The organism is Rhodanobacter sp. L36 (genome assembly GCF_009765755.1).
Lineage (GTDB): Bacteria > Pseudomonadota > Gammaproteobacteria > Xanthomonadales > Rhodanobacteraceae > Rhodanobacter.
Genome location: NZ_LMUV01000011.1, coordinates 918901 through 939419 on the forward strand (window position 1 = coordinate 918901; position 20519 = coordinate 939419).

16 protein-coding genes are annotated in these 20519 nt (G+C 61.1%); 5 read left to right on the forward strand and 11 right to left on the reverse strand.

Annotated features, from left to right (window positions below; all coding sequences use genetic code 11):
- Positions 1 to 116: 116 nt before the first annotated feature.
- The 7 genes from GSQ73_RS13835 to miaA all read right to left on the reverse strand — a co-directional run bounded on the left by GSQ73_RS13835 (position 117) and on the right by miaA (position 7333).
- Entirely contained in the window at positions 117 to 872 is a 756-nt protein-coding gene (locus GSQ73_RS13835; protein WP_158884945.1) for an SDR family oxidoreductase, read from the reverse strand.
- Positions 873 to 1107: 235 nt separating this feature from the next.
- Positions 1108 to 2400: an adenylosuccinate synthase gene (locus tag GSQ73_RS13840; RefSeq protein WP_158884947.1), complete on the reverse strand. Its 1293-nt coding sequence runs from the start codon at positions 2398 to 2400 to the stop codon at positions 1108 to 1110.
- An 81-nt stretch (positions 2401 to 2481) separates the two neighbouring features.
- Complete coding sequence (hflC, locus tag GSQ73_RS13845) at positions 2482 to 3354, reverse strand: protease modulator HflC (protein WP_158884949.1); 873 nt, start codon at positions 3352 to 3354, stop codon at positions 2482 to 2484.
- Positions 3351 to 4418 carry an FtsH protease activity modulator HflK gene (gene hflK, locus GSQ73_RS13850; protein ID WP_158884951.1) on the reverse strand — a complete coding sequence of 356 codons (1068 nt, stop codon included), beginning with the start codon at positions 4416 to 4418 and terminating at the stop codon, positions 3351 to 3353. The genes hflC and hflK overlap by 4 nt, the downstream gene beginning before the upstream one ends.
- Before the next feature lie 168 nt (positions 4419 to 4586).
- Positions 4587 to 5888 carry a ribosome rescue GTPase HflX gene (hflX, locus tag GSQ73_RS13855; protein ID WP_158884953.1) on the reverse strand — a complete coding sequence of 434 codons (1302 nt, stop codon included), beginning with the start codon at positions 5886 to 5888 and terminating at the stop codon, positions 4587 to 4589.
- A gap of 57 nt (positions 5889 to 5945) precedes the next feature.
- Positions 5946 to 6230: an RNA chaperone Hfq gene (hfq, locus tag GSQ73_RS13860; protein ID WP_158884955.1), complete on the reverse strand. Its 285-nt coding sequence runs from the start codon at positions 6228 to 6230 to the stop codon at positions 5946 to 5948.
- A gap of 155 nt (positions 6231 to 6385) precedes the next feature.
- The gene (gene miaA, locus GSQ73_RS13865) at positions 6386 to 7333 is read right to left on the reverse strand and encodes a tRNA (adenosine(37)-N6)-dimethylallyltransferase MiaA (RefSeq protein WP_158884957.1); all 948 of its coding nucleotides are present in this window, start codon (positions 7331 to 7333) and stop codon (positions 6386 to 6388) included.
- A gap of 188 nt (positions 7334 to 7521) precedes the next feature.
- On the opposite strand from miaA, the gene GSQ73_RS13870 reads away from it, so the two are divergent.
- From GSQ73_RS13870 to kbl, 4 genes are all read left to right on the forward strand, one after another.
- On the forward strand, positions 7522 to 8223 hold the full coding sequence (locus GSQ73_RS13870) for a hypothetical protein (RefSeq protein WP_158884959.1): 702 nt from the start codon (positions 7522 to 7524) through the stop codon (positions 8221 to 8223).
- 135 nt (positions 8224 to 8358) lie between these two features.
- Positions 8359 to 9378 carry an L-threonine 3-dehydrogenase gene (gene tdh / locus GSQ73_RS13875; protein WP_158886487.1) on the forward strand — a complete coding sequence of 340 codons (1020 nt, stop codon included), beginning with the start codon at positions 8359 to 8361 and terminating at the stop codon, positions 9376 to 9378.
- A 147-nt stretch (positions 9379 to 9525) separates the two neighbouring features.
- On the forward strand, positions 9526 to 13149 hold the full coding sequence (locus tag GSQ73_RS13880) for a DUF748 domain-containing protein (RefSeq protein ID WP_158884961.1): 3624 nt from the start codon (positions 9526 to 9528) through the stop codon (positions 13147 to 13149).
- Between the two features lie 100 nt (positions 13150 to 13249).
- On the forward strand, positions 13250 to 14449 hold the full coding sequence (gene kbl / locus GSQ73_RS13885) for a glycine C-acetyltransferase (protein WP_158884963.1): 1200 nt from the start codon (positions 13250 to 13252) through the stop codon (positions 14447 to 14449).
- A gap of 36 nt (positions 14450 to 14485) precedes the next feature.
- On the opposite strand, the gene GSQ73_RS13890 is transcribed toward kbl, so the two are convergent.
- The 3 genes from GSQ73_RS13890 to GSQ73_RS13900 form a co-directional block, all read right to left on the reverse strand.
- Positions 14486 to 15253, reverse strand: coding sequence for a pseudouridine synthase (locus GSQ73_RS13890; protein WP_158884965.1), 768 nt, complete (start codon positions 15251 to 15253; stop codon positions 14486 to 14488).
- Positions 15254 to 15406: 153 nt separating this feature from the next.
- Positions 15407 to 16543, reverse strand: coding sequence for an OmpA family protein (locus GSQ73_RS13895; protein WP_158884967.1), 1137 nt, complete (start codon positions 16541 to 16543; stop codon positions 15407 to 15409).
- Between the two features lie 301 nt (positions 16544 to 16844).
- The gene (locus GSQ73_RS13900; protein WP_158884969.1) at positions 16845 to 18296 is read right to left on the reverse strand and encodes a bifunctional 2-methylcitrate dehydratase/aconitate hydratase; all 1452 of its coding nucleotides are present in this window, start codon (positions 18294 to 18296) and stop codon (positions 16845 to 16847) included.
- Positions 18297 to 18579: 283 nt separating this feature from the next.
- On the opposite strand from GSQ73_RS13900, the gene GSQ73_RS13905 reads away from it, so the two are divergent.
- Positions 18580 to 19263 (forward strand): TerC family protein, encoded by a 684-nt coding sequence (locus tag GSQ73_RS13905; RefSeq protein ID WP_158884971.1) that lies wholly within the window; start codon positions 18580 to 18582, stop codon positions 19261 to 19263.
- A gap of 64 nt (positions 19264 to 19327) precedes the next feature.
- Here GSQ73_RS13905 and prpC read toward each other — a convergent pair whose 3' ends face one another.
- The gene (gene prpC, locus GSQ73_RS13910; RefSeq protein WP_158884973.1) at positions 19328 to 20485 is read right to left on the reverse strand and encodes a 2-methylcitrate synthase; all 1158 of its coding nucleotides are present in this window, start codon (positions 20483 to 20485) and stop codon (positions 19328 to 19330) included.
- Positions 20486 to 20519 lie beyond the last annotated feature (34 nt).

A 20519-nucleotide genomic window follows, 5' to 3' on the forward strand; every position in this document is an offset into this window, starting at 1 on the left:
GGGTACGGGTGATCTAGAACTTGCCATAGCTACTTCGGCTGATTTCGACGCAATCAAAGCGTTGATCCTCGATGCCTATGAGGGACGTAGCTCCTCACTCTTACATCGCATACTTCCTACTGCGCCGGCTGCCCGTTCGAAGCCGACACGCCGCCATCGACGGCGACCATCGCGCCGGTCATGAAGCTGGCGTCGGCGCTGGCGAGGAAGGCGACAACGGCGGCGACTTCTTCGGGTTCGCAGACGCGGCCGAGGGGGATGCGTTCGACGAATTTGGCGACGAGGTCTTTGTCCTTGAGCATTTCTTCGGTCATGCCGGTGCGGGTGAGGCTGGGGCAGACGGCGTTGACGCGCACGCCTTTCTTGCCGAGGTCGAGTGCGAGCGAGCGCGTGAGGTTGACCACGCCACCCTTGGCTGCGTTGTACGGGCTCATGCCCCAGTCGCCGCCGGTGCCAGAGACGGACGCGGTGTTGACGATGCAGCCTTTGGTCTTGATGAGATGGGGGATGGCGGCGCGGCTACCGAAGAACACGCCGTTGAGGTCGGTGCCGATGACTTTGTTCCAGGCCTCGTCGTCGATCTCGGTGGGGTCGCCCTGCTCCACCACGCCGGCGTTGTTGATCATCACGTCGAGCCGTTCGAAGTACTCGATGGTGGTCGCCACGGCGTGGCTGATGTCGGAGGAGTCGGAGACGTCGGCCTGGATCACCAGCGTGCGATCGGCCGGAAGATCGGCCGCGGTGTTGTCCGGCCGCTTGCGATCGACCAGCACCACGTTGGCGCCCTCTTTCGAAAACCGCCGCGCCATCGCCGCACCCATGCCGGATGCCGCGCCGGTGATCAGCACCACTTTGTCTTTGAACCGCTCCATGTGCACCCCTTTCGCTATGCACCCCAATGGCGCACTTGCGCGAAAAACTGTGACAGCGGTCACGTGGAGTGGTCGTGGATGAAAGGTTGGAAAATTGCGGGATTTCGTGTGGATTGGATGAAGGGCGCGTGTGGTGAATGTCGACGTGCGCGTTGATCGATGTAACAAAAAAGCCCCGCATGGCGGGGCTCTTCTTGATTGCGGCGACGATAAAGTTCTTCGTTCCTTCGCCTTATCAGGCGAACGGATCATCCAGCACGATGGTGTCTTCGCGGTCGGCGCCGGTAGCGACTAAGGCGAGGCGGCAGCCGGAGAGTTCTTCCACTGCCCGCAGGTAGGCGCGAGCCGCGGGCGGCAGTTTGTTCCAGTCGCGGATGCCGGCGGTGGATTCTTCCCAGCCGGGGAATTCGAGGTACACCGGCTTGCACTCGTCCCAGCCGTCGGCATCGAGCGGTGCGAGTTCGCGGCGCTTGCCGCGGTATTCGTAGGCGATGCAGACCTTGATGGTTTCCAGGCCGTCGAGGACGTCGAGCTTGGTGATGGCCAGGCCGTTGATACCGTTGATCTGGGTGGCGCGCTTGAGCGCGACAAGATCGATCCAGCCGCAGCGACGCGGACGGCCGGTGCTGGCGCCGAACTCGTTGCCGACCTTGCGCAGGCGCTCGCCCATCTCGTCGTTGAGCTCGGTGGGGAACGGGCCGCTGCCGACGCGCGTGGCATACGCCTTGCAGATGCCGAGCACGTAATCGATGTCGCCCGCGCCCACGCCGGTGCCGGCGAGCGCGCCGCCGATGGTGGTGTTGCTGGAGGTGACATAGGGATAGGTGCCGTGGTCGATGTCGAGCAGCGCGCCCTGCGCGCCCTCGTACAGGATGTTGCCGCCTTCGCGGCGCACGTCGTGCAGGATGGTGGCGACGTCGTCGACCATCGGGCGGATGTATTCGCCCCAGGCGAGCGCGTCCTTGAGCACGGTGTCGTAGTCGACTGGCTCGGCCTTCAGCCACTGGGTGAGGATGAAGTTGTGGTACTCGACGGCGGTTTTCAGCAGCGCCGGCAGCTCGTGCGGATACATGAGGTCGGCCACGCGAACGCTGCGACGCGCCACCTTGTCTTCGTACGCCGGACCGATGCCGCGGCCGGTGGTGCCGATGGCCTTGCCGCCGGCAGCGAGCTCGCGCGCCTTATCGACGGCGATGTGGTACGGCATGATCAATGGCGTGGCCGGACTGATCTTGAGGCGCGAACGCACCTCGACGCCGTTGGCTTCGAGCTCCGCGATTTCTTCCATCAGCGCGGCCGGCGACAGCACCACGCCGTTGCCGATCAGGCACAGCGCGTCGTCGCGCAGGATGCCGGAGGGGATCAGGTGCAGCACGGTCTTCTTGCCCTTGATCACCAGCGTGTGACCGGCGTTGTGGCCGCCCTGAAAACGCGCGACCGCGCTGACGCGCTCGGTCAGCAGGTCGACGATCTTGCCCTTGCCCTCATCGCCCCACTGCGCGCCAAGGATGACTACTGACTTGCCCATGATGTTCTCGCTCAAGGTTTGTGCCGCCGATGGTGCGGCGGATCTGTGACAACGGCCACCGCGCGACGCGGCGAATGACGATCAGCGTTTGGGTGCAGCGGGGTCGCTGAAGTAACGCAGGAATTCGGAATCGGGTTTGAGTACCAGCACACCCTTGCCGTCTTTGAACGACTTGGCGTACGCGGCCATGCTGCGATAGAACGCGAAGAACTCCGGATCCTGTCCGTACGACTGCGCGTAAATCGCGGCAGCCTGCGCGTCGCCATCGCCGCGAATCTTTGCGGCATCGCGATTGGCATCGGCCTTCAGCACCAGCGCCTGTCGATCGGCATCGGCCTGAATTTTCGCCGCGGCTTCCTGGCCGGTGTAGCGCAGTTCGTTGGCCAGCTGCAGGCGCTCGGCCTTCATCCGCTTGTAGACCGATTCGCTGACTTCGTCCGGCAGATCGATGCGCTTGATGCGCACGTCGACGATCGCGATGCCGAGGTTCTTGCGCGCGGACGCGTCGGTCTGCTGGCGCACGCGCTCGGTGATGTCCTTGCGGCCGCCGGAGATCAGTTCTTCCAGCGTGCGTGCGTTGAACTCGAAACGCAGTGCGTCCTTGATCACCGGCGTGAGGCGTTGCTCCGCCTGCAGCTGGTCGCCGCCGGTGGCGCGATAGAACGCGGCGTTGTCGGCGATGCGCCACTTGGCATAGAAATCGACGTTGACGCTTTTCTTCTCGGAGGTGAAGTAACGCTCCGGCGGTGCGTCGAGCGACAGGATGCGGTTGTCGAACAGCATGACCTGCTGCAGCAACGGCACCTTGAAATGCAGGCCGGGACGGTAGTCGGTGCGCACGATGCGGCCGAACTGCAGCAGCAGTGCGTTCTCACCTTCGCCCACGACGAACAGGCTGTTGAGGCCGAGCAGTATCAGCAACACGACAACGATGGCGGGAACGATGCGCTTCATGGCTGGCTCCCGTTCTTCGCGTCGTTGCTGGCAGCGTCGCCGGCACTCGGAACCACGGCGTTCACCGTGCCCATCTCGCTGATCGGCTCGCGGCCGACCGGCAGGTTGATGATGTTGCGGCCGCTGGTGGTGTCGATCACTTTGGCGTTGTCGGCCATCACCTGCTCCATCGTTTCCAGATACAGGCGGCGGCGGGTGACTTCCGGCGCGGCCTTGTACTCCTTGAGGATGAGGCTGAAGTAGGTAGCGTCACCCTGCGCACGCGCGATGCGTTCGGCCTTGTAGCCGTCAGCCTGCTGCGCGATGGCGGCAGCATCGCCGCGAGCCACCGGCACGACCTTGTTGGCGTAGGCCAGTGCACCGTTCTCGATGCCCTGCTTGTCTTCACGCGCCTTGTTGACGTCGTCGAAGGCTTCTTTCACTTCCTTCGGCGGCGACACGTTCTGGAAGCTCACTTCGGTCACGCGCAGGCCGGAGTCGTAACCGTCAAGGGTTTTCTGCAAGGTCTGCTGCGACTCGCTGACCAGGTTGGCGCCGGCGGCGGAGAGAATCTGGTCCATGTCGCTGCCGCCGATCACGCCACGCACGGCGGCTTCGGCTGCAGCCTGGATGCTGCCGTCGGGGTCGTTGAGCGAGAACAGATATTTGCGCGCGTCATCCACCTGGTATTGCACGGTGAAATCGACGGTGATGATGTTTTCGTCGCGGGTAAGCATGCTCACGGTGTCATTGACCGAACGCACACGCGTGGCCTCGACCTTGGTCACCGCTTCGATCGGCTGCGGGAGCTTGAAGTGGAAGCCGGGGCTCAGATTGCGCGAGTACTGGCCGAAGCGCAGCACCACGCCGACCTGGCGCGCGTCGATCACCGTGTAGCTGCTGAGCAGCAAGCCGACGATCAGCAGCACGATGACGCCGGTCAGCAGGCTGCCGGGACCCTGGCCGAATTTGCCGAGGCCGGATTTCAGGTTCTTGAGCAAACCATCCAGCGGCGACTTGCTGCCGGACTGGCGGTTTTTGCCCCAAGGATCACGTTGCCCGTTTCCGGGTTCATTCCACGCCACTGTCAGTCTCCTTGAGACGGCCGGGAGGCCGGCAATCGCGGCCGGAATTTACGTTGGGATCACGCATCGGAATGGCCGCGCCGGTGAAGTGTTGCAATGCCCGGCTTGAGGCCGCGCAAACGTCGGGGATTCTAGCAGAGGGAGGCCAAGTCGTCCGCAGCACCGGCACTATTCGACCGTCGCGAGCAGCTCACGCAGCAGCAGCGTTTCAGTCGCATCACCACCGCTGAGTGGCGCAATCACGCTGCGCGGCGCATCGATGTGCAGCTGCCAGCCGTGTTCATCCACTGTCTCGCCGGTGATCGCACCGGCTGCCTTGAGTCGGGCATGCAGGCGCCCCGCCGACAGGGGCAACAGCAATTCCGATTGCACGCGTTCGCCACCGAGCAACTCGCCCAGTGCCTGGCGCAACAAATCGATACCGGCGCCGGTCGCCGCCGACAACCAGACGCGAACCGGTTTGCCGGCCGCATCTCGATCGATGCGCGGCTCGGCGCCGGCAAGATCGATCTTGTTCATCACGTGCAATTGCGGCACGTCGCCGGAATCGATTTCTTCCAGCACGTTGTCCACCACGCGATGCAGGCGCTCGCGCTCCTCGTCGGCCGCGTCGCTGACGTGCAGCAGCAGATCTGCATCGCGCGCTTCGGCGAGCGTGGCGCGAAAAGCCGCGACCAGATCGTGCGGCAGCTCGCGGATGAAACCGACGGTGTCGGCCAGCACGGCTGGACCGCAGCTGAGGTTCTCGAGCTTGCGCACGGTCGGGTCTAGCGTGGCGAACAACAGATCGGCGGCGAACACATCACCCGTGGTCAGCGCGTTGAACAAGGTCGACTTGCCGGCGTTGGTGTAACCGACGAGTGCCACGCGCGGCACAATATTGCGCAGTCGCGCACGGCGTTGCTGGCCGCGCTGGGTCTGCACTTTCTGCAGGCGTTTGGTCAGCATCTTGACGCGCTCGGCGAGCAGCCGGCGATCGAGTTCGAGCTGGGTTTCACCGGGACCGCGGTTGCCGATCATGCCGCCGCGCTGGGCGTCCAGATGGGTCCAGCCGCGCACGAGTCGCGTGGCGATGTGCTTGAGCTGCGCCAGCTCCACCTCCAGCTTGCCTTCGTGCGAACGCGCACGCTGGGCGAAGATGTCCAGGATCAGGCCGGCGCGATCGACCACGCGCACGCCGACGTGTTTCTCGAGGTTTCGTTCCTGCACTGGCGTCAGCACGTGATCAACCAGCACGAGGTCGGCTTCCAGCGCGCGCACGGCTTCGGCCACTTCGTCGGCCTTGCCGCTGCCGACGTAATAACGCGGGTTGGGATCTTCGACGCGGGCGGCGATGACGCCGAGCACTTCGGCGCCGGCGGACTTCACCAGTTCGGCGAATTCCTCACCACGGCGAATGGTGTCGCCTTCGCCCCGCGAGTGAGGAAGCAGGAGCAGCGCACGGTCGCCTTTCTTTTCTCTATCGAACACGAGTGGGTGTGGTCCTCACAGAACAGACCCACTTCATGCGGGCGCGCACGCTGTCTATCAAGCGTCCGCGTCGCCGGAACCGGACGGTGCATCGCCGGGACCATCGTGGTCGGGGCCGTCGTGGCCATTGCCCATGCGCACATTGCGACTGGGCACCACGGTGGAAATGGCGTGCTTGTAGACCATCTGGCTGACCTGGTTGCGCAACAGCACCACAAACTGGTCGAACGATTCGACCGTGCCCTGCAACTTGATGCCGTTGACCAGATAGATGGCGACGGGCACGCGCTCGCGCCGTAATGCATTCAGAAACGGATCCTGCAACGATTGTCCCTTGGACATTTCTTCTTCTCCCCTTGCCACGGACAGGTCCGGAAAAAACGCCAAGCGGCGCCCCGACCCAACATGACTGGATGTTAACTGTTTTCAAAAGCTTGGTGAAAGGGGCTTTGCGGAACGGGTGCCCGATTTGATGGCGAAACTGCGCTTTTAACCGGTCAATGGGCGCGATCGATAAACAAGTCCAGAGCGAGGCTCGCGCGTTTCAACACGTCGGGCCGATCGGGATCGATCAGTTTTGCCCCGACGTCGCTACGCAGCCAGGTGATCTGTCGCTTGGCCAGCTGGCGCGTGGCGAAGATGCCGCGATCGCGGAATTCGGCGGTATCCGTCGCGCCGCCAAGATGTTCCAGGGCTTGTCGATAACCCACGGCGCGCATCGACGGCAGGTCAGGATGTAGATCACCCCGCGCGCGCAGTGTGCGCACTTCGTCCAGAAACCCCGCTGCGAGCATGGCGTCAAAACGTTGCGCGATCCGTTCGTGCAGCGTGGACCGATGTTCCGGCAGCAACGCCAGCTTCAGCACGCGCCATGGAAACGAGATCGACGCAGCTTGCTGTAGCTCGGACAGTGGACGACCGGTGAGTTCGATGACTTCCAGCGCGCGCTGCAGCCGTTGTGCATCGTTGCTGCCGATGCGTGCGGCGGCTTGGGGATCCAACCTCGCCAGTCGTGCATGCATGGCCAGCCAGCCGATGCGCTGCGCTTCCTCCGACAGACGTCCACGCAGTTCGGGATCGGCTTCGGGCAAGTCGGAAAGACCTTGCTGCAAGGCGCGGAAGTAAAGTCCCGTGCCGCCGACCAGCAGTGGCACTTTTCCGCGTGCGCCGATGCGATGCATCGCGGCGATGGCGTCTTCGCGGAAATCGGCGGCCGAATATGGCTGCGCCGGGTCGCGGATATCGATGAGGTCGTGTGGATAGCGCGCAAGCGTCGCAGCGTCCGGCTTGGCGGTGCCGATATCCATGCCGCGATAGACCAGCGCCGAATCCACACTGACGAGTTCCAGCGGAAACCGCTCGCTCAACTCGCAGGCCAGCGCGGTCTTGCCCGAGGCCGTGGGGCCCATCAGAAAGATGGCGAGGGGGCGCGAATCGAAAGGCATCGCCGCATTGTAGGAGGTTGCGCGTGCGGCGACGGCGAGATAAACCGCGCGAGGAACAGGTCAACGATGCCGACACGAAACGCGTTGGATCACCTTGCGCGTCGTTTCGTGCGAACAGGGAATCGATGGTGAAGACTCAACGTGGTAAAGCCGAAGCACGATCCGACTTTCGACATCCCCAATGTGCCGTGCCTTATTTGAGATCGTTCCGACCGGTAGCTGTGCTGATCACCATATCGCTGTCCTTTGGCGTTGCGACCGTGATTCATGCGGCCAGCACCTCGATGGCGGATTTCACCGGCATCTGGCGACTGGACGATCAGCACAGCGATAGTCCGTCGGATATTGCCACGCGGTTGCACCTGGAAGAAAAAGCCGAGAAACCGGCGCAACTATCCACAGGCGCCGCAACGGGAACATCGAGCAGTGGCCCGTCCGCGAACCACAAGGGTGGGCGCGGTGGGCACGGCGGCGGCCTGGGTGGCGGGCATGGGCGCGGCGGAAATCACAGCCAGAACAAGACCGACGACAGCGACGGCAACGGTGCGCCCAAGGCCGACGATCCACCGCCGCTGCTCGCCGAGGATTCAATCATGAATGTGCAGCAGGACACGAAGGCCATTCATGTGGTGTTCGACGGCAAGGATCAACTCGACGGCCGGCTCGACGGCATCGTGCGGCAGTCGCTCAATGGCAATGCGATGGTGCAATCCCAACTGGGCGCGGATGGTCTGGAGATTTCCATGCAATTCGACGGCGAAGTGAGGCTGCTGCAGCGCTGGGCGAGGTCGACCGACGGCCATCATTTGATCGTGACGGAATCCTGGACCACGCCGGCGGTGAAGCAGCCGATCGTTTTCAAGCGCACTTACGACCGTCTCGATATCTGAACCTCACAGGTGTCGGCAGCGGATGTCGCGTCGCGTCAAGGCATGCGGCGCATCGAACGACCTATAATTGCCGATTGGTTTCCCACCCTGCCCACGTTTCGGGCCCGCACTGGATTTCCCATGCAGCAGCAGACGATGAAAGCCTTGGTCAAGCGCAAACCCGAACAGGGCATCTGGCTGGAAGAAGTGCCGGTGCCGCAGGTTGGCCCGAACGAGGTGCTGATCAAGATCGAGAAAACCGCGATTTGCGGCACCGACCTGCATATCTACAAGTGGGACGAATGGTCACAGCGCACGATCACGCCGGGCCTAACCATCGGTCACGAGTTTGTCGGACGCATCGTGGAAATCGGCCCGGGCGTCACCGGCTACAAAATCGGTGACCGTGTCTCCGCCGAAGGCCACATCGTCTGTGGCCACTGCCGCAATTGCCGCGCCGGCCGCCAGCATCTGTGTCCGAACACCATCGGCATTGGCGTGAATCGCAACGGTGCCTTCGCCGAATACATGACGATGCCGGCCTCGAACCTGTGGCCGATCCCCGACCAGATTCCGTCCGAGCTGGCCGCGTTCTTCGACCCTTATGGCAATGCCGCGCATTGCGCGCTGGAGTTCGACCTGATCGGCGAGGACGTGCTGATCACCGGCGCCGGTCCGATCGGCATCATTGCCGCGGGCATCTGCAAGCACATCGGTGCGCGCAATGTGGTGGTCACCGACGTCAACGATTACCGACTCAAGCTCGCTGCCGACATGGGCGCTACGCGCGTCGTGAACGTGTCCAAGCAGTCGCTGAAGGAAACCGTGGCCGACCTGCACATCGAGGGTTTCGACGTGGGCCTTGAGATGAGCGGCAATCCGCGCGCGTTCTCCGACATGCTCGACTGCATGTACCACGGCGGCAAGATCGCGATGCTGGGCATCATGCCGCGCGGCGCCGGCATCGACTGGGACAAGGTGATTTTCAAGGGCCTCACGTTGCAGGGCATTTACGGCCGGCGCATGTACGAGACCTGGTACAAGATGACCCAGATGGTGCTGACCGGTTTTCCGCTGCAGAAAGTACTGACCCATCAGATTGCCATCGACGATTTCCAGCGCGGCTTCGACCTGATGGATGCAGGCAACTGCGGCAAGGTCGTCTGCACCTGGTAAGCAAAACCGGCACCCGCGCTCATCGAACACGGTGAGCGCGTTGTACACTCCGACGCGCACGAAATTGCTACGGCTTGATCGGATCGAAAGGGGTTTCGAACTGATCCGATCTCGCCTTCGTTCATGGCGTCATCGGAGCATGTCGGTATGGCTGAGCGCAGTGCTTCGCAACCCCAACGCCTTGCGGCGAGCCGCGACAAAATGGTCGCCCTGTCGCGTTCACGACGCCTGCGCAAGATCACTGTTGTTCTGTTCGCGCTGATACTTCTGTTCGGGTTGTTCGGCTTTCTTGCAGCGCCTTCGCTCTTCAAGAGCCAGTTGCAGGCGCGACTCGGCGCGATGCTCCATCGCCCGGTCACGGTGGAAGCGGTGCACTTCAATCCGTTCACGCTGAAACTGGAACTGGATCATCTGCACATCGGAGATCGCGACGGCATCACATCGTTCGTCGATGTCGATGCGTTGACCATCAATGCCTCGTGGAGCTCGCTGTTTCGCTTGGCGCCGGTGCTCGATGCGCTCACTGTCACGCATCCGCAGTTGCACATCGTGCGCACGGCGCCGCAGCAGTTCAACTTCTCCGACCTGATCGAACAATTCGCCGGCAAGCCCGCTGCGCCCGGTGACAAGCCGGCGCGCTTTTCGCTGTCCAACATCAGCCTGCATGACGGCGACATCCTGCTCGATGACAAGGTGCAAGGGACAACGCATCACGTCGACCGGCTGGAGCTCGGCCTTCCCTTCATTGCCAACCTGCCGCACGACACCGATGTCTTCGTGAAACCTTTGCTGGCGATGCGCGTGGACGGTAGCGCGATGCATGTGGAAGGCCAAACCAAACCATTTGCCGACAGCCTCGAATCGGTGATGAGCTTCGCGCTCGATCATCTCGATCTCTCGCGCTATCTGGCGTATTCGCCCGTGCCGCTTCCGGTGGTCATACCGCGCGGGCAGTTGTCCGGGCAGTTCGACCTGCACTTCATTTCCACCAAGCCTTCGCCGCAACTGCGACTCGGCGGAAAACTGCAGCTGGACAACTTCGCTATGACTGCCCGCAACGGCGCACCGATCGTCGAACTCGGCCACGCGGACGTTGCACTGGATGATGTCGAGCCGTTGCTGTCGCGTTACCGGATCGGTGCCATGCAGCTCAACCAGCTTGCGTTGCACTACGCGCGACTTGCCGGTGGCCACAGCAGCATTGATGCATTGATGCCCGAAACGCCCACGCCGAAATCGTCCGAGCCTTCAGCGCACCCGACCGATATGCGCATTGCCGTGCTCACTTTGCAGGATGCACGCGTCGACTACGCGGACCAGAGCGGACCGAAACCAGCGAGTCTCGCACTCGACCATCTGCATGGCAGCGTGCGAGGCCTTTCCACTCTGGCAGCGCCCGCGTCAATCATCGATCTGACCACGCAACTTGCAGGCGGAACAGTCACGCTCGGCGGCAAACTCGATATGGCAGCGAGCCGTTATGTCGGCCCGGTGAATATCAAAGGCGTTTCGATTGCGCCGCTGTTGGCACTTGCGCCGCCGATGCTCGATGCCGAAATGACCAGCGGGAATGTGGATGCCAACGTCGCGCTGCAAGCGCACTGGGGCAAGACATTCAATGTGCAAGTTGCCCCGACAACCATCACTGTCAACAACCTTGCCTTGGTCCGTCGTGGACGCACGCCGGTCGCCTGGCAAACGCTCGGCGTCAACATTGCGAGCGTCGATCTGGCCACCAGCACAGCGCAGATCGATAGTGTCTCGTTGCATGGCATGAAGCTTGATGCACAACGTTCGCGCGAAGGCCGCATTGATCTGACCGAGCTGATGGCGAAGTCGCCCTCGACATCGCCTGCGCGCCGCGGCAACGCTCGCCATCCCGCGACGACATCACCGGCGTGGCACTGGAACATCCATCACTTCAACGTTGACGCAAGCACCATCGCCTTCAAGGACATGAGCGCCGCCGGCAAACCCGCGAGCTTCACCATCAAGGCCGACAAGTTCAGCGTCGATGGTCTGTCGGACAACATGCGGCTGCCGCTGAAGATCGACCTCGGCGGCGGCATCGGCCGCGGTAGTTATCGCGTGATCGGCACGCTGAAACCGCAGCCGCTCGATGCGGATGTGCGCATCAACACCACGCGACTCGATGTGGCTTCGCTGCAATCGCTGATCACGGTGCCATTGAACGTACGCATCTCGAGCGCGCTGGTCAGCGTTAACGGCCGTGTGCAATATCGCGATCACAAGCCAGCCGCGCTGATCAGTTATCACGGCCAGCTGACGTTGGGTCGGGTACGCGTGCAGGACAAACTCAGCGATAACGATTTCCTGCGTTGGAACGCGCTCACGGCACGAGGCCTCGATGTGCGGGTGGGCGAGAACACGCCAAAGGTATCGATTGCCGGATTGTCGCTCGACGACTTCTACGCGCGCGTGATTGTCAACGCCAACGGCCGGCTGAATCTGCAGGACGTGGTGAGCAATCCATCCACGGCGCCGGTGTCAGTGACCGCCGTGCAGACGCCAGCTGTCGCTGCGTCGGTTGCACAGGCAAACGCTGCGGCTGCCACGTCGTCGGCCACGCCTGCCGCAGACGTCCAGATCGGACGGGTCGCGCTTGCTCGCGGCCAGCTCAACTACACCGATAATTTCATCAAGCCCAACTACACCGCGAACATCACCCAGCTCAACGGAACCATTGGCGCCTTCGGAACAAAGGCCGGCGGCCCGCCTGCCGAATTGACCCTGCAAGGCAAGCTCGATGACGACGCGCCGGTGGATATCGGCGGAACCATCAACCCGCTGGCACCCGTAGCTTTCCTCGATGTCAAAGCGAAAGCCGACGGCGTGGAGTTGACGCATCTTTCGCCGTATTCGGGTAAATACGCCGGTTACCCGATCACCAAGGGCCGGCTCACGATGGACGTCCATTACCTGCTCGACCAAGGCAAGCTCACGGCGGATAACCACATCTTCATCGATCAATTGACCTTCGGCGATCGCATCGACGGACCGGGAATCAGCCATCTTCCGGTGAAGCTGGCGGTCGCCTTGCTGAAAGATGCGCAAGGCCGCATCGACGTGCATGTGCCGGTATCGGGCTCCTTGAGCGATCCTCATTTCAGCGTCGGTGGCTTGATCTGGCACGCGTTCGTCAATCTCATCGGCCGCGCCATCACCTCGCCTTTCCGTTTGCTCGCTTCGGCCATGGGCGGCCACCAGCAGGACCTCGGTTATGTCGAATTCGCGCCGGGTTCGAGCGGAATCGATGCGCAAGCGCAATCGCGGCTTGGCGGAATCGTGAAAATTCTCAACGAAAAACCGTCGCTGAAGCTGGACGTAACCGGGCGTGTCGATCGCAAGGTCGACGAAGCCGGTTTGCGCAAGGTTACGGTGGACGATCTGATTCAGGCGGAAGCTTCCGATCATGCGGATGACGACGCGCCCAAAGGCAAGCTGAGCGCCGACGATGTCGACAAAAATCTCAAGCGTGCCTACAAACATGCAAAGTTCAAAAAAGAACGCGATCTCATTGGGCTGACCAAATCGCAACCACCCGAGGTGATGCGAAAGATGCTCGAGGAAAACGTGGCGGTTGATGACGATGCCATGCGACACCTGGCGGAGCGTCGCGCGAGTGCGGTTCGTCAATGGCTGCACGGCAAGGTCGACGACAAGCGCTTGTTCGAACTGGCACCGAAGCTGGACAGCAAGAGTATCGACGACAATGGCAAGACCACACGCGTGGATTTCGGACTGCACTGAGCGCCTGGAACGGCGTCATGCAAATCGATGATGCCGTCGACGGTTTTCCACGGCTGGAGAAAGGCTCACAATCAGCCTTTCTCCACCACGCGGATCAACCATGAGCTACCCGGGCCAGACACGTTTCAGCAGTGAACTCGATGCGATCCGCGAGCAAGGCCTGTTCAAGGCCGAACGCGTCATCATTTCGCCGCAGTCCGCCGAAATCGAACTGGAAGGCGGCCGCAAGGTGCTCAACTTTTGCGCCAACAACTATCTCGGGCTGGCCGACAATGCCGAGGTGATCCAGGCCGCCAAGGACGCGCTGGATTCCCACGGATTCGGCATGGCGTCGGTACGTTTCATCTGCGGCACGCAGGATCTGCACAAGCAACTGGAGGCGCAGATTGCGAAGTTCTTCGGCACCGAGGAAACGATTCTCTACGCGGCCTGTTTCGACGCCAACGGCGGTTTGTTCGAACCATTGCTCGGCGAAGAGGACGCCGTCATTTCCGACGCACTGAACCATGCATCGATCATCGACGGCATTCGTCTATGCAAGGCAAAACGATTCCGTTACGCCAACAGCGACATGGCCGATCTCGAGGCGCAGCTGAAGGCCGCCGATGCAGCGGGGGCGCGCACCAAGCTGATTACCACCGATGGCACATTTTCCATGGACGGTTTTATCGCGCCGCTGGATCAGATCACCGCGCTTGCGAAGAAATATAACGCCCTCGTGCACATCGACGAATGTCATTGCACTGGTTTTCTTGGTGATACCGGACGTGGCTCGGCCGAAGTGCACGACGTCATGGACAAGATAGACATCTTCACCGGCACGCTGGGTAAAGCGCTTGGCGGAGCGCTTGGCGGCTTTACCACCGGGCGCAAGGAAGTCGTGGAAATGCTTCGCCAGCGATCGCGCCCCTATCTGTTTTCCAACTCCTTGCCGCCGCATGTCGTCGCGGCAGGGATCAAGGTATTCGACATGCTGGAGTCGGCAGGCGACCTGCGCGAAAAGCTCAAACAGAACACCAGTTATTTCCGCGAGCGGATGACGGCCGCAGGATTCGATATCAAGCCGGGCGTGCACCCGATCGTGCCGGTGATGATGTACGACGCGAAGAAAGCGCAGGCGATGGCTGCAGGACTGCTGGAAGAAGGGATTTACGTCACGGGATTCTTTTTCCCGGTGGTTCCACAAGGTCAGGCACGTATTCGCACGCAGATGAGCGCCGCACATACACAAGCCCATCTTGACCAAGCCATCGCGGCGTTTACCAAGGTCGGCCGCGCCTTGGGCGTGATCAGCGACTGACCGCAGCCACATTTCCGATGCAAGCGTCGCGGAGAGTCAAACCGTGGCGCGCGTGTCCAGTGCCACGATTTCGTCGGGACTCAGTCGTCGCCATTGTCCTTTTCCCAGTTCACCCAGCGTCAGCGGGCCGACGGCCACACGGATCAGCCTGAGAACCTCGAAATCTAGGGCTGCAAGCAATCGCCTTATATGGCGGTTGCGACCCTCGTCGAGCACGATTTCCAGCCACGCGTTTTTCTCTCCGACGCGGAGCAGCTTCACTTGTTTGGCGCTCAGAAAATCTTCTGCGTCGCTTACTCCCTCGCGCATCGCGTGGAGATCAGAAGCATTCGGAAGGCCCACTATCTGTACGTGATAGGTCTTGTCCAAGTGAGTTGCCGGATCAGTGACTCCGGCTGACCACACCGTATCGTTGCTCAGCAGCAACAGCCCTTCACTGGCCTTGTCCAGTCGCCCCACCGGCCCCAGCCATGGCAAACCGGCATCCGCGAGGCTCGTATAAACCGTGTCCCGGCTTTGTTCGTCGGACGCGCTCACGATCAACCCACGCGGCTTGTTGAACATGACGTGGATTCGTTCGACCGATGCCACCGGTTTGCCGTCGACACTGACTGCCTGGCGATGCATCTGTGTGGGGTGCTGGGGATCGCGGACGATACGGCCATTCAAAGCTACCCTGCCCTCGCGTACCCATTGTTCGGCCTGACTGCGCGAGCAGATACCCAGCTTGGACAGTACACGCGCCAGACCATGGTTTGCCTGTCGTTGGCTGGACTGCGCTGCGGGAGAAAGTGGACGGGGCATCGCCATAGCCTATCGAAAGTCGGAGTGGCGCACGATTCCTTCCTTGGTTAACTACTTCAGCGAGGTGCCTCACGATCTTCTCGCGCCAAAAACAAGCAAAAAAAAACCCGGCCGGAGCCGGGTTCTTTTTTACTTCAGATCACTCAGGTTCGATTACTGCTGAACCTGCAGTTCCGTGCGACGGTTCTGAGCGCGACCGCTATCCGTGGCGTTGTCACCGATCGGATTGTTCTCACCGTGCCCGATTGGACCTTCCAGACGGCTGGCATCGATGCCGTGGCCAGTCAGGTAGTCGTACACGATCTTGGCGCGACGCTCGGAGAGGCTCTGGTTATATGCGTCGGAGCCCTTCGAGTCGGTGTAACCAGCAACGGTCACGTGCACCTGCGGGTAACGCTGCAGGGTATCGACAGCCTGGTTCAGAACCGCGATCGAATCGGCGCTCGGCTCAGCCAGCGACTTGGCGATGTTGGTCTCACCCTTCTTCGGGCGATCGAACTTGAAGTTCACGCCGCGCAGGTCGATGACGACCTTCTGCGGGCAACCGTCAGGACCAACGATCGTGCCGGCAGCGGTACCCGGGCACTTGTCGTCGCAGTTGTTCACGCCGTCCTTGTCGTCGTCCATGGTCGAGCAATCAGGCGGGGGCGGAGTCGCGGCGACCGGAGCAGCGGGAGCTGCAGCCGGGGCGCCGAAACGCGAAACAATGCTCAAGCCCAGGAACCAGTCGCCGTAGCCATTCTCGCGCGGCTGGGTCTTGTCGTCCCAGTCGTAGCGATAGCCGGCTTCAACGCGGAAGTCGGAGCTGTCGGTGATGGTCTTCGACAGACCGGCGCCCAGTTCAGCGGCCGGGGACCAACCGCTGTCGCCAGCGGAGTGGTGCTGGCTGCCCATGACGGCTGCCAGGACGTATGGACGCCAAGCAGTCCAGCTACCCGCGTAGAAGCGGGCAGCAACGCCGTAGTTGTTGTTGGACCACTTGCCGTTGCCGGCATCGACATCACGGCTGGTGCGGTCGGCGAACAAATCGAGCGACACGTTGTTACCGATGAAGCGACCCACGCCCAAGCCGTAATAGACCTGGCGGCTGTTGGTGTTGCGATCGGTATCGTTGTAGTAGCCACCAACGGTCGGAGCAATGTACCAACGACCGTCGTAGCTGGACGTGGCCATATCCGAAGATGCGCTATCGGCAGCCGGAGCTGCTGGAGCGGTGGTGTCCTGCGCATGAACGGCACCTACGCCGCCCAGGGCCAGCGCGATCAGAAAATACAAGCCCTTACGTTTCATCAGGTGTCTCCTCAATTATTAGGTTTTCGCGTCCGTTCAACCCCAACCGGAAATCGCGCGTCAGAACTGAACTTACGTCATTCAGAGCTTTTATAAGCCCCTGCTTGGCGTCTCTGCCAGAAGCGGGGAGAGTGTAGCAAAATCGTTAAGTAGATGGCGCTTTAACATCTTATCAACTATTTCTCGGTGAGAGTTCATTCAGGAACTTCAGTCAGGAAATCGCTGCAACCAGTTTCGTACTAAAGCGTGACCGAGCCGTATACAAATCCCCGTCGTGTTTAATTTTCCACTCACACCGTCTTTACAGCGTGAAAAGGCTCAGGAACTGATGAAGAGGCATATCGTCGAGATGCTTTGAATCCCGAGTTACGTCAAGGATCGCTTTCGCGCGATGGCTCGGAAGATGTCCGCGAATAGCCGCCTCGAATTTCTGCAGCAGCACGGGGATGCCTTCGGCTCGGCGCTTGCGATGCCCGATGGGATAGTCGATCGACACCCTGTTCGTGCTGCTCCCATCCTTGAAAAACACCTGCACCGAGTTGCCGATGTAACGTTTTTGAGGATCGAAATAATCCTTGGTGAATTGAGCGTTCTCGCTGACGACCATCTTTTCGCGCAGCGCATCGATCCGAGGGTCGAATGCAATGTCGTCGTTGTAGTCATCCGCCTGGAGCCGGCCAAAGATCAGTGGCACGGCGACCATGTACTGGATGCAGTGATCGCGATCCGCATAGTTCGCCAGCGGACCGGTCTTGTCGATGATGCGGCAACCCGCCTCCTGGGTTTCGATCACGATCTTCTCGATCTGGTCGATCCTTCCGGCTACCTGCGAGTGAAGCTGCATGGCGCACTCGACGGCCGTTTGCGCGTGGAACTCGGCCGGATAGCTGATCTTGAACAGCACGTTTTCCATGACATAGCTGCCGAACGGGCGTTCGAATTCGAACGACTTGCCTTTGAACGCCACGTCATAGAAGCCCCAGGTTTTGGCACTGAGCGCGGACGGATACCCGACCGCCCCACGATAGACCGCGTTGATCGCGTGAGTGACAGCGCGCCGACAGGCATCGCCGGCTGCCCAGCTCTTGCGTGGTCCGGTGTTCGGTGCGTGGCGATAGGTCCGCAAAGCGCCATTGTCGATCCAGCTGTGCGAAACCGCGGTGGTGATCTGTTCCTTGTCGCCACCGAGCATCGCCGTCGCAACGGCGGTAGAGGCAAGCCGCACCAGAATGACGTGGTCCTGTCCTACCCGGTTGAAACTGTTGAGCAACGCATAGCAGCCTTGGATTTCATGAGCCTTGATCGCGTAGCCCAGCACGTCACGAACCGTCAGCGGCTGCCCTCCTTCGCGTTCGGCCTTGCGGCTGAGGTAATCGCCCACCGCGAGAATGGCGCCGAGATTGTCCGAAGGATGGCCCCACTCCGCCGCCAGCCACGTGTCGTTGAAATCGAGCCAGCGAATCTGCGTTCCGATCGCGAATGCTGCCTGTGCAGGATCCAGCTCATGGCTGGTTCCCGGCACGCGTGCGCCGCCTGACATGGTTGCGCCCGGCACGATCGGGCCCAGATGCTTCACACACTCGGGAAACTTCATCGCCAGCATCGCGGTCGACAGCGAATCAAGCAGCATGTAGCGCGCGGTGTCATAGGCTTCCGTCGAATCGATCTGGTAGTCGGCAACGTAATTGGCGATATCGACCAGAGGTTGATCGGGATCGGGACGGACAGCGGAACGGATGTCGTGCGCACTCATGGACATATCTCGATGCGGAAAACCGCCATTTTAGCCGACACGCACATCGAGGATGCACTGCGGTGAACCTTGACCGCACCGATATCCACCGCAACAATCGGGACAACCATCCCAAAGGGGAGTAGTTCCCTGCGCAATACAACGTGCAGGTGCGATGACCGTCAACACGGGCGACGCCTCGCTCCGGTCATCGCGGTAGCCAAGCTGCGAACGAGACTTTTGTGGTGAGCACGGACCGCGCGCGTTCGTGTTCACTGCATTGTCCGCCGCGCATGGAACGCTCATGAACCTCATCGTCAGCGACTTTCTCTCCGGCCTCCTGGCCATCATCCTGCTCGATCTGGTGCTTGCCGGCGACAACGCCATTGTCATCGCCATGGCCGCCAGTCGACTGCCGAAGGCATTGCAGAAAAAGGCCATTTTCTGGGGCACGTTCGGCGCCATCGCCGTGCGCTTCGCATTGACGGCCGTGGTCGTCTATCTATTGAAGCTGCCTGGTTTGATGCTGGCGGGCGGGCTGGTGCTGCTGCCGATCGCCTGGAAACTGCTTCGTCATGATGATGAGGCGGATCCCGTAGTCGACACGGCCAGCTCTTTCTGGAGTGCACTGCGAACGATCGTCGTCGCTGACGCCTTGATGGGCCTGGATAACGTGCTCGCCATCGCTGGCGCCTCCAAAGGACACTTGAATCTGGTCATCATCGGATTGCTCATCAGCGTGCCGCTGATCGTGTGGGGTTCGACGCTGATACTGAAATTGATGGGACGTTTTCCCATCATCATGTATATCGGCGCCGGCGCGATCGCTTTCACTGCTGCGCGAATGATCACGCACGATCATTTGCTGATCGGCTGGTTTAGCGCCCATGCACCGCTCAAGTACGTACTGGATGTCGTGCTCGTTGCGGTCATCTGCGGCAGCGGCTGGTGGAGACAGCACCAACGCAAACCATCGACGCATAGCTGACACCTTTCCGATGGCAGGAATGAAAACGGGAAGCCGAGGCTTCCCGTTCTGCAAGCAAGCGTGATTATCGCTTGTCGATGGGCACGTAGGCCTGATCTTCCGGGCCGGTGTAATTGGCGCTGGGACGAATGATCTTGCCGTCTTCGCGCTGCTCGATCACATGCGCGCTCCAGCCGGATGTGCGCGAGATGACGAACAGCGGCGTGAACATCTCCGTCGGCACGCCCATCATGTGATAAGCGCTGGCAGAGAACCAGTCGAGGTTGGGAAACATCTTCTTGACCTCGCTCATCACCTTTTCGATGCGCTCGGAAACTTCAAACAACGTCGGGTTACCGCCATCAGTGCAGAGCTTGCGCGACACATCCTTGATGATCTCGTTGCGCGGATCGGACACCGTATACACGGGATGGCCGAAGCCGATGATGATTTCCTTTCTCTCCACGCGAGCACGGATATCCGCCTCGGCATCGTTTGCACTGCGATAGCGCGCGATGATTTCCATCGCCACTTCGTTCGCGCCGCCGTGCTTCGGACCACGCAGTGCGCCAATCGCGCCGGTCAACGCCGAATACATGTCCGAGCCTGTGCCTGCGATGACTCGCGCTGCGAATGTCGATGCATTGAATTCGTGTTCCGCGTAAAGAACGAGTGACTTGTCCAGCGCATGTGCGTGCAGGTCGCTCGGCTTTTTTCCATGCAGCAGATGCAGAAAGTGCGCGGCGATCGACTCGTCGTCGGTCTGTGTCTCGATGCGTTTGCCGTTGTGGCTGAAGTGATACCAGTACAACAGCATCGAACCGAAGCTTGCCATCAGGCGATCCGCGATATCGCGCGCGCCTGTGACGTTGTGATCGTCTTTTTCCGGCAGCACCGTGCCAAGCACGGAACAACCGGTGCGCATCACGTCCATCGGATGCGTGGCTGCCGGCAGCAGTTCAAGCGCTGCCTTCACCGGCGCCGGCAATCCGCGCAGGCGCTTGAGCCGTGCGCGATAGTTGTTGAGCTCGGTCCATGTTGGCAGCACGCCGTGCACCAATAGATACGCGACTTCCTCGAAGCAGCCCTTGGCCGCCAGATCGTGGATGTCGTAACCGCGATAATGAAGATCGTTTCCGCTGCGACCGACGGTGCAGAGAGCCGTGTTGCCTGCCGCCACGCCGGACAAGGCGACGGATTTCTTGGGCTTGGGCAAGCCTTGCTGGGAAGATTGATCGCTCACTGGTTTCTCCGTATCTCGATAGTCATTTGCAGGC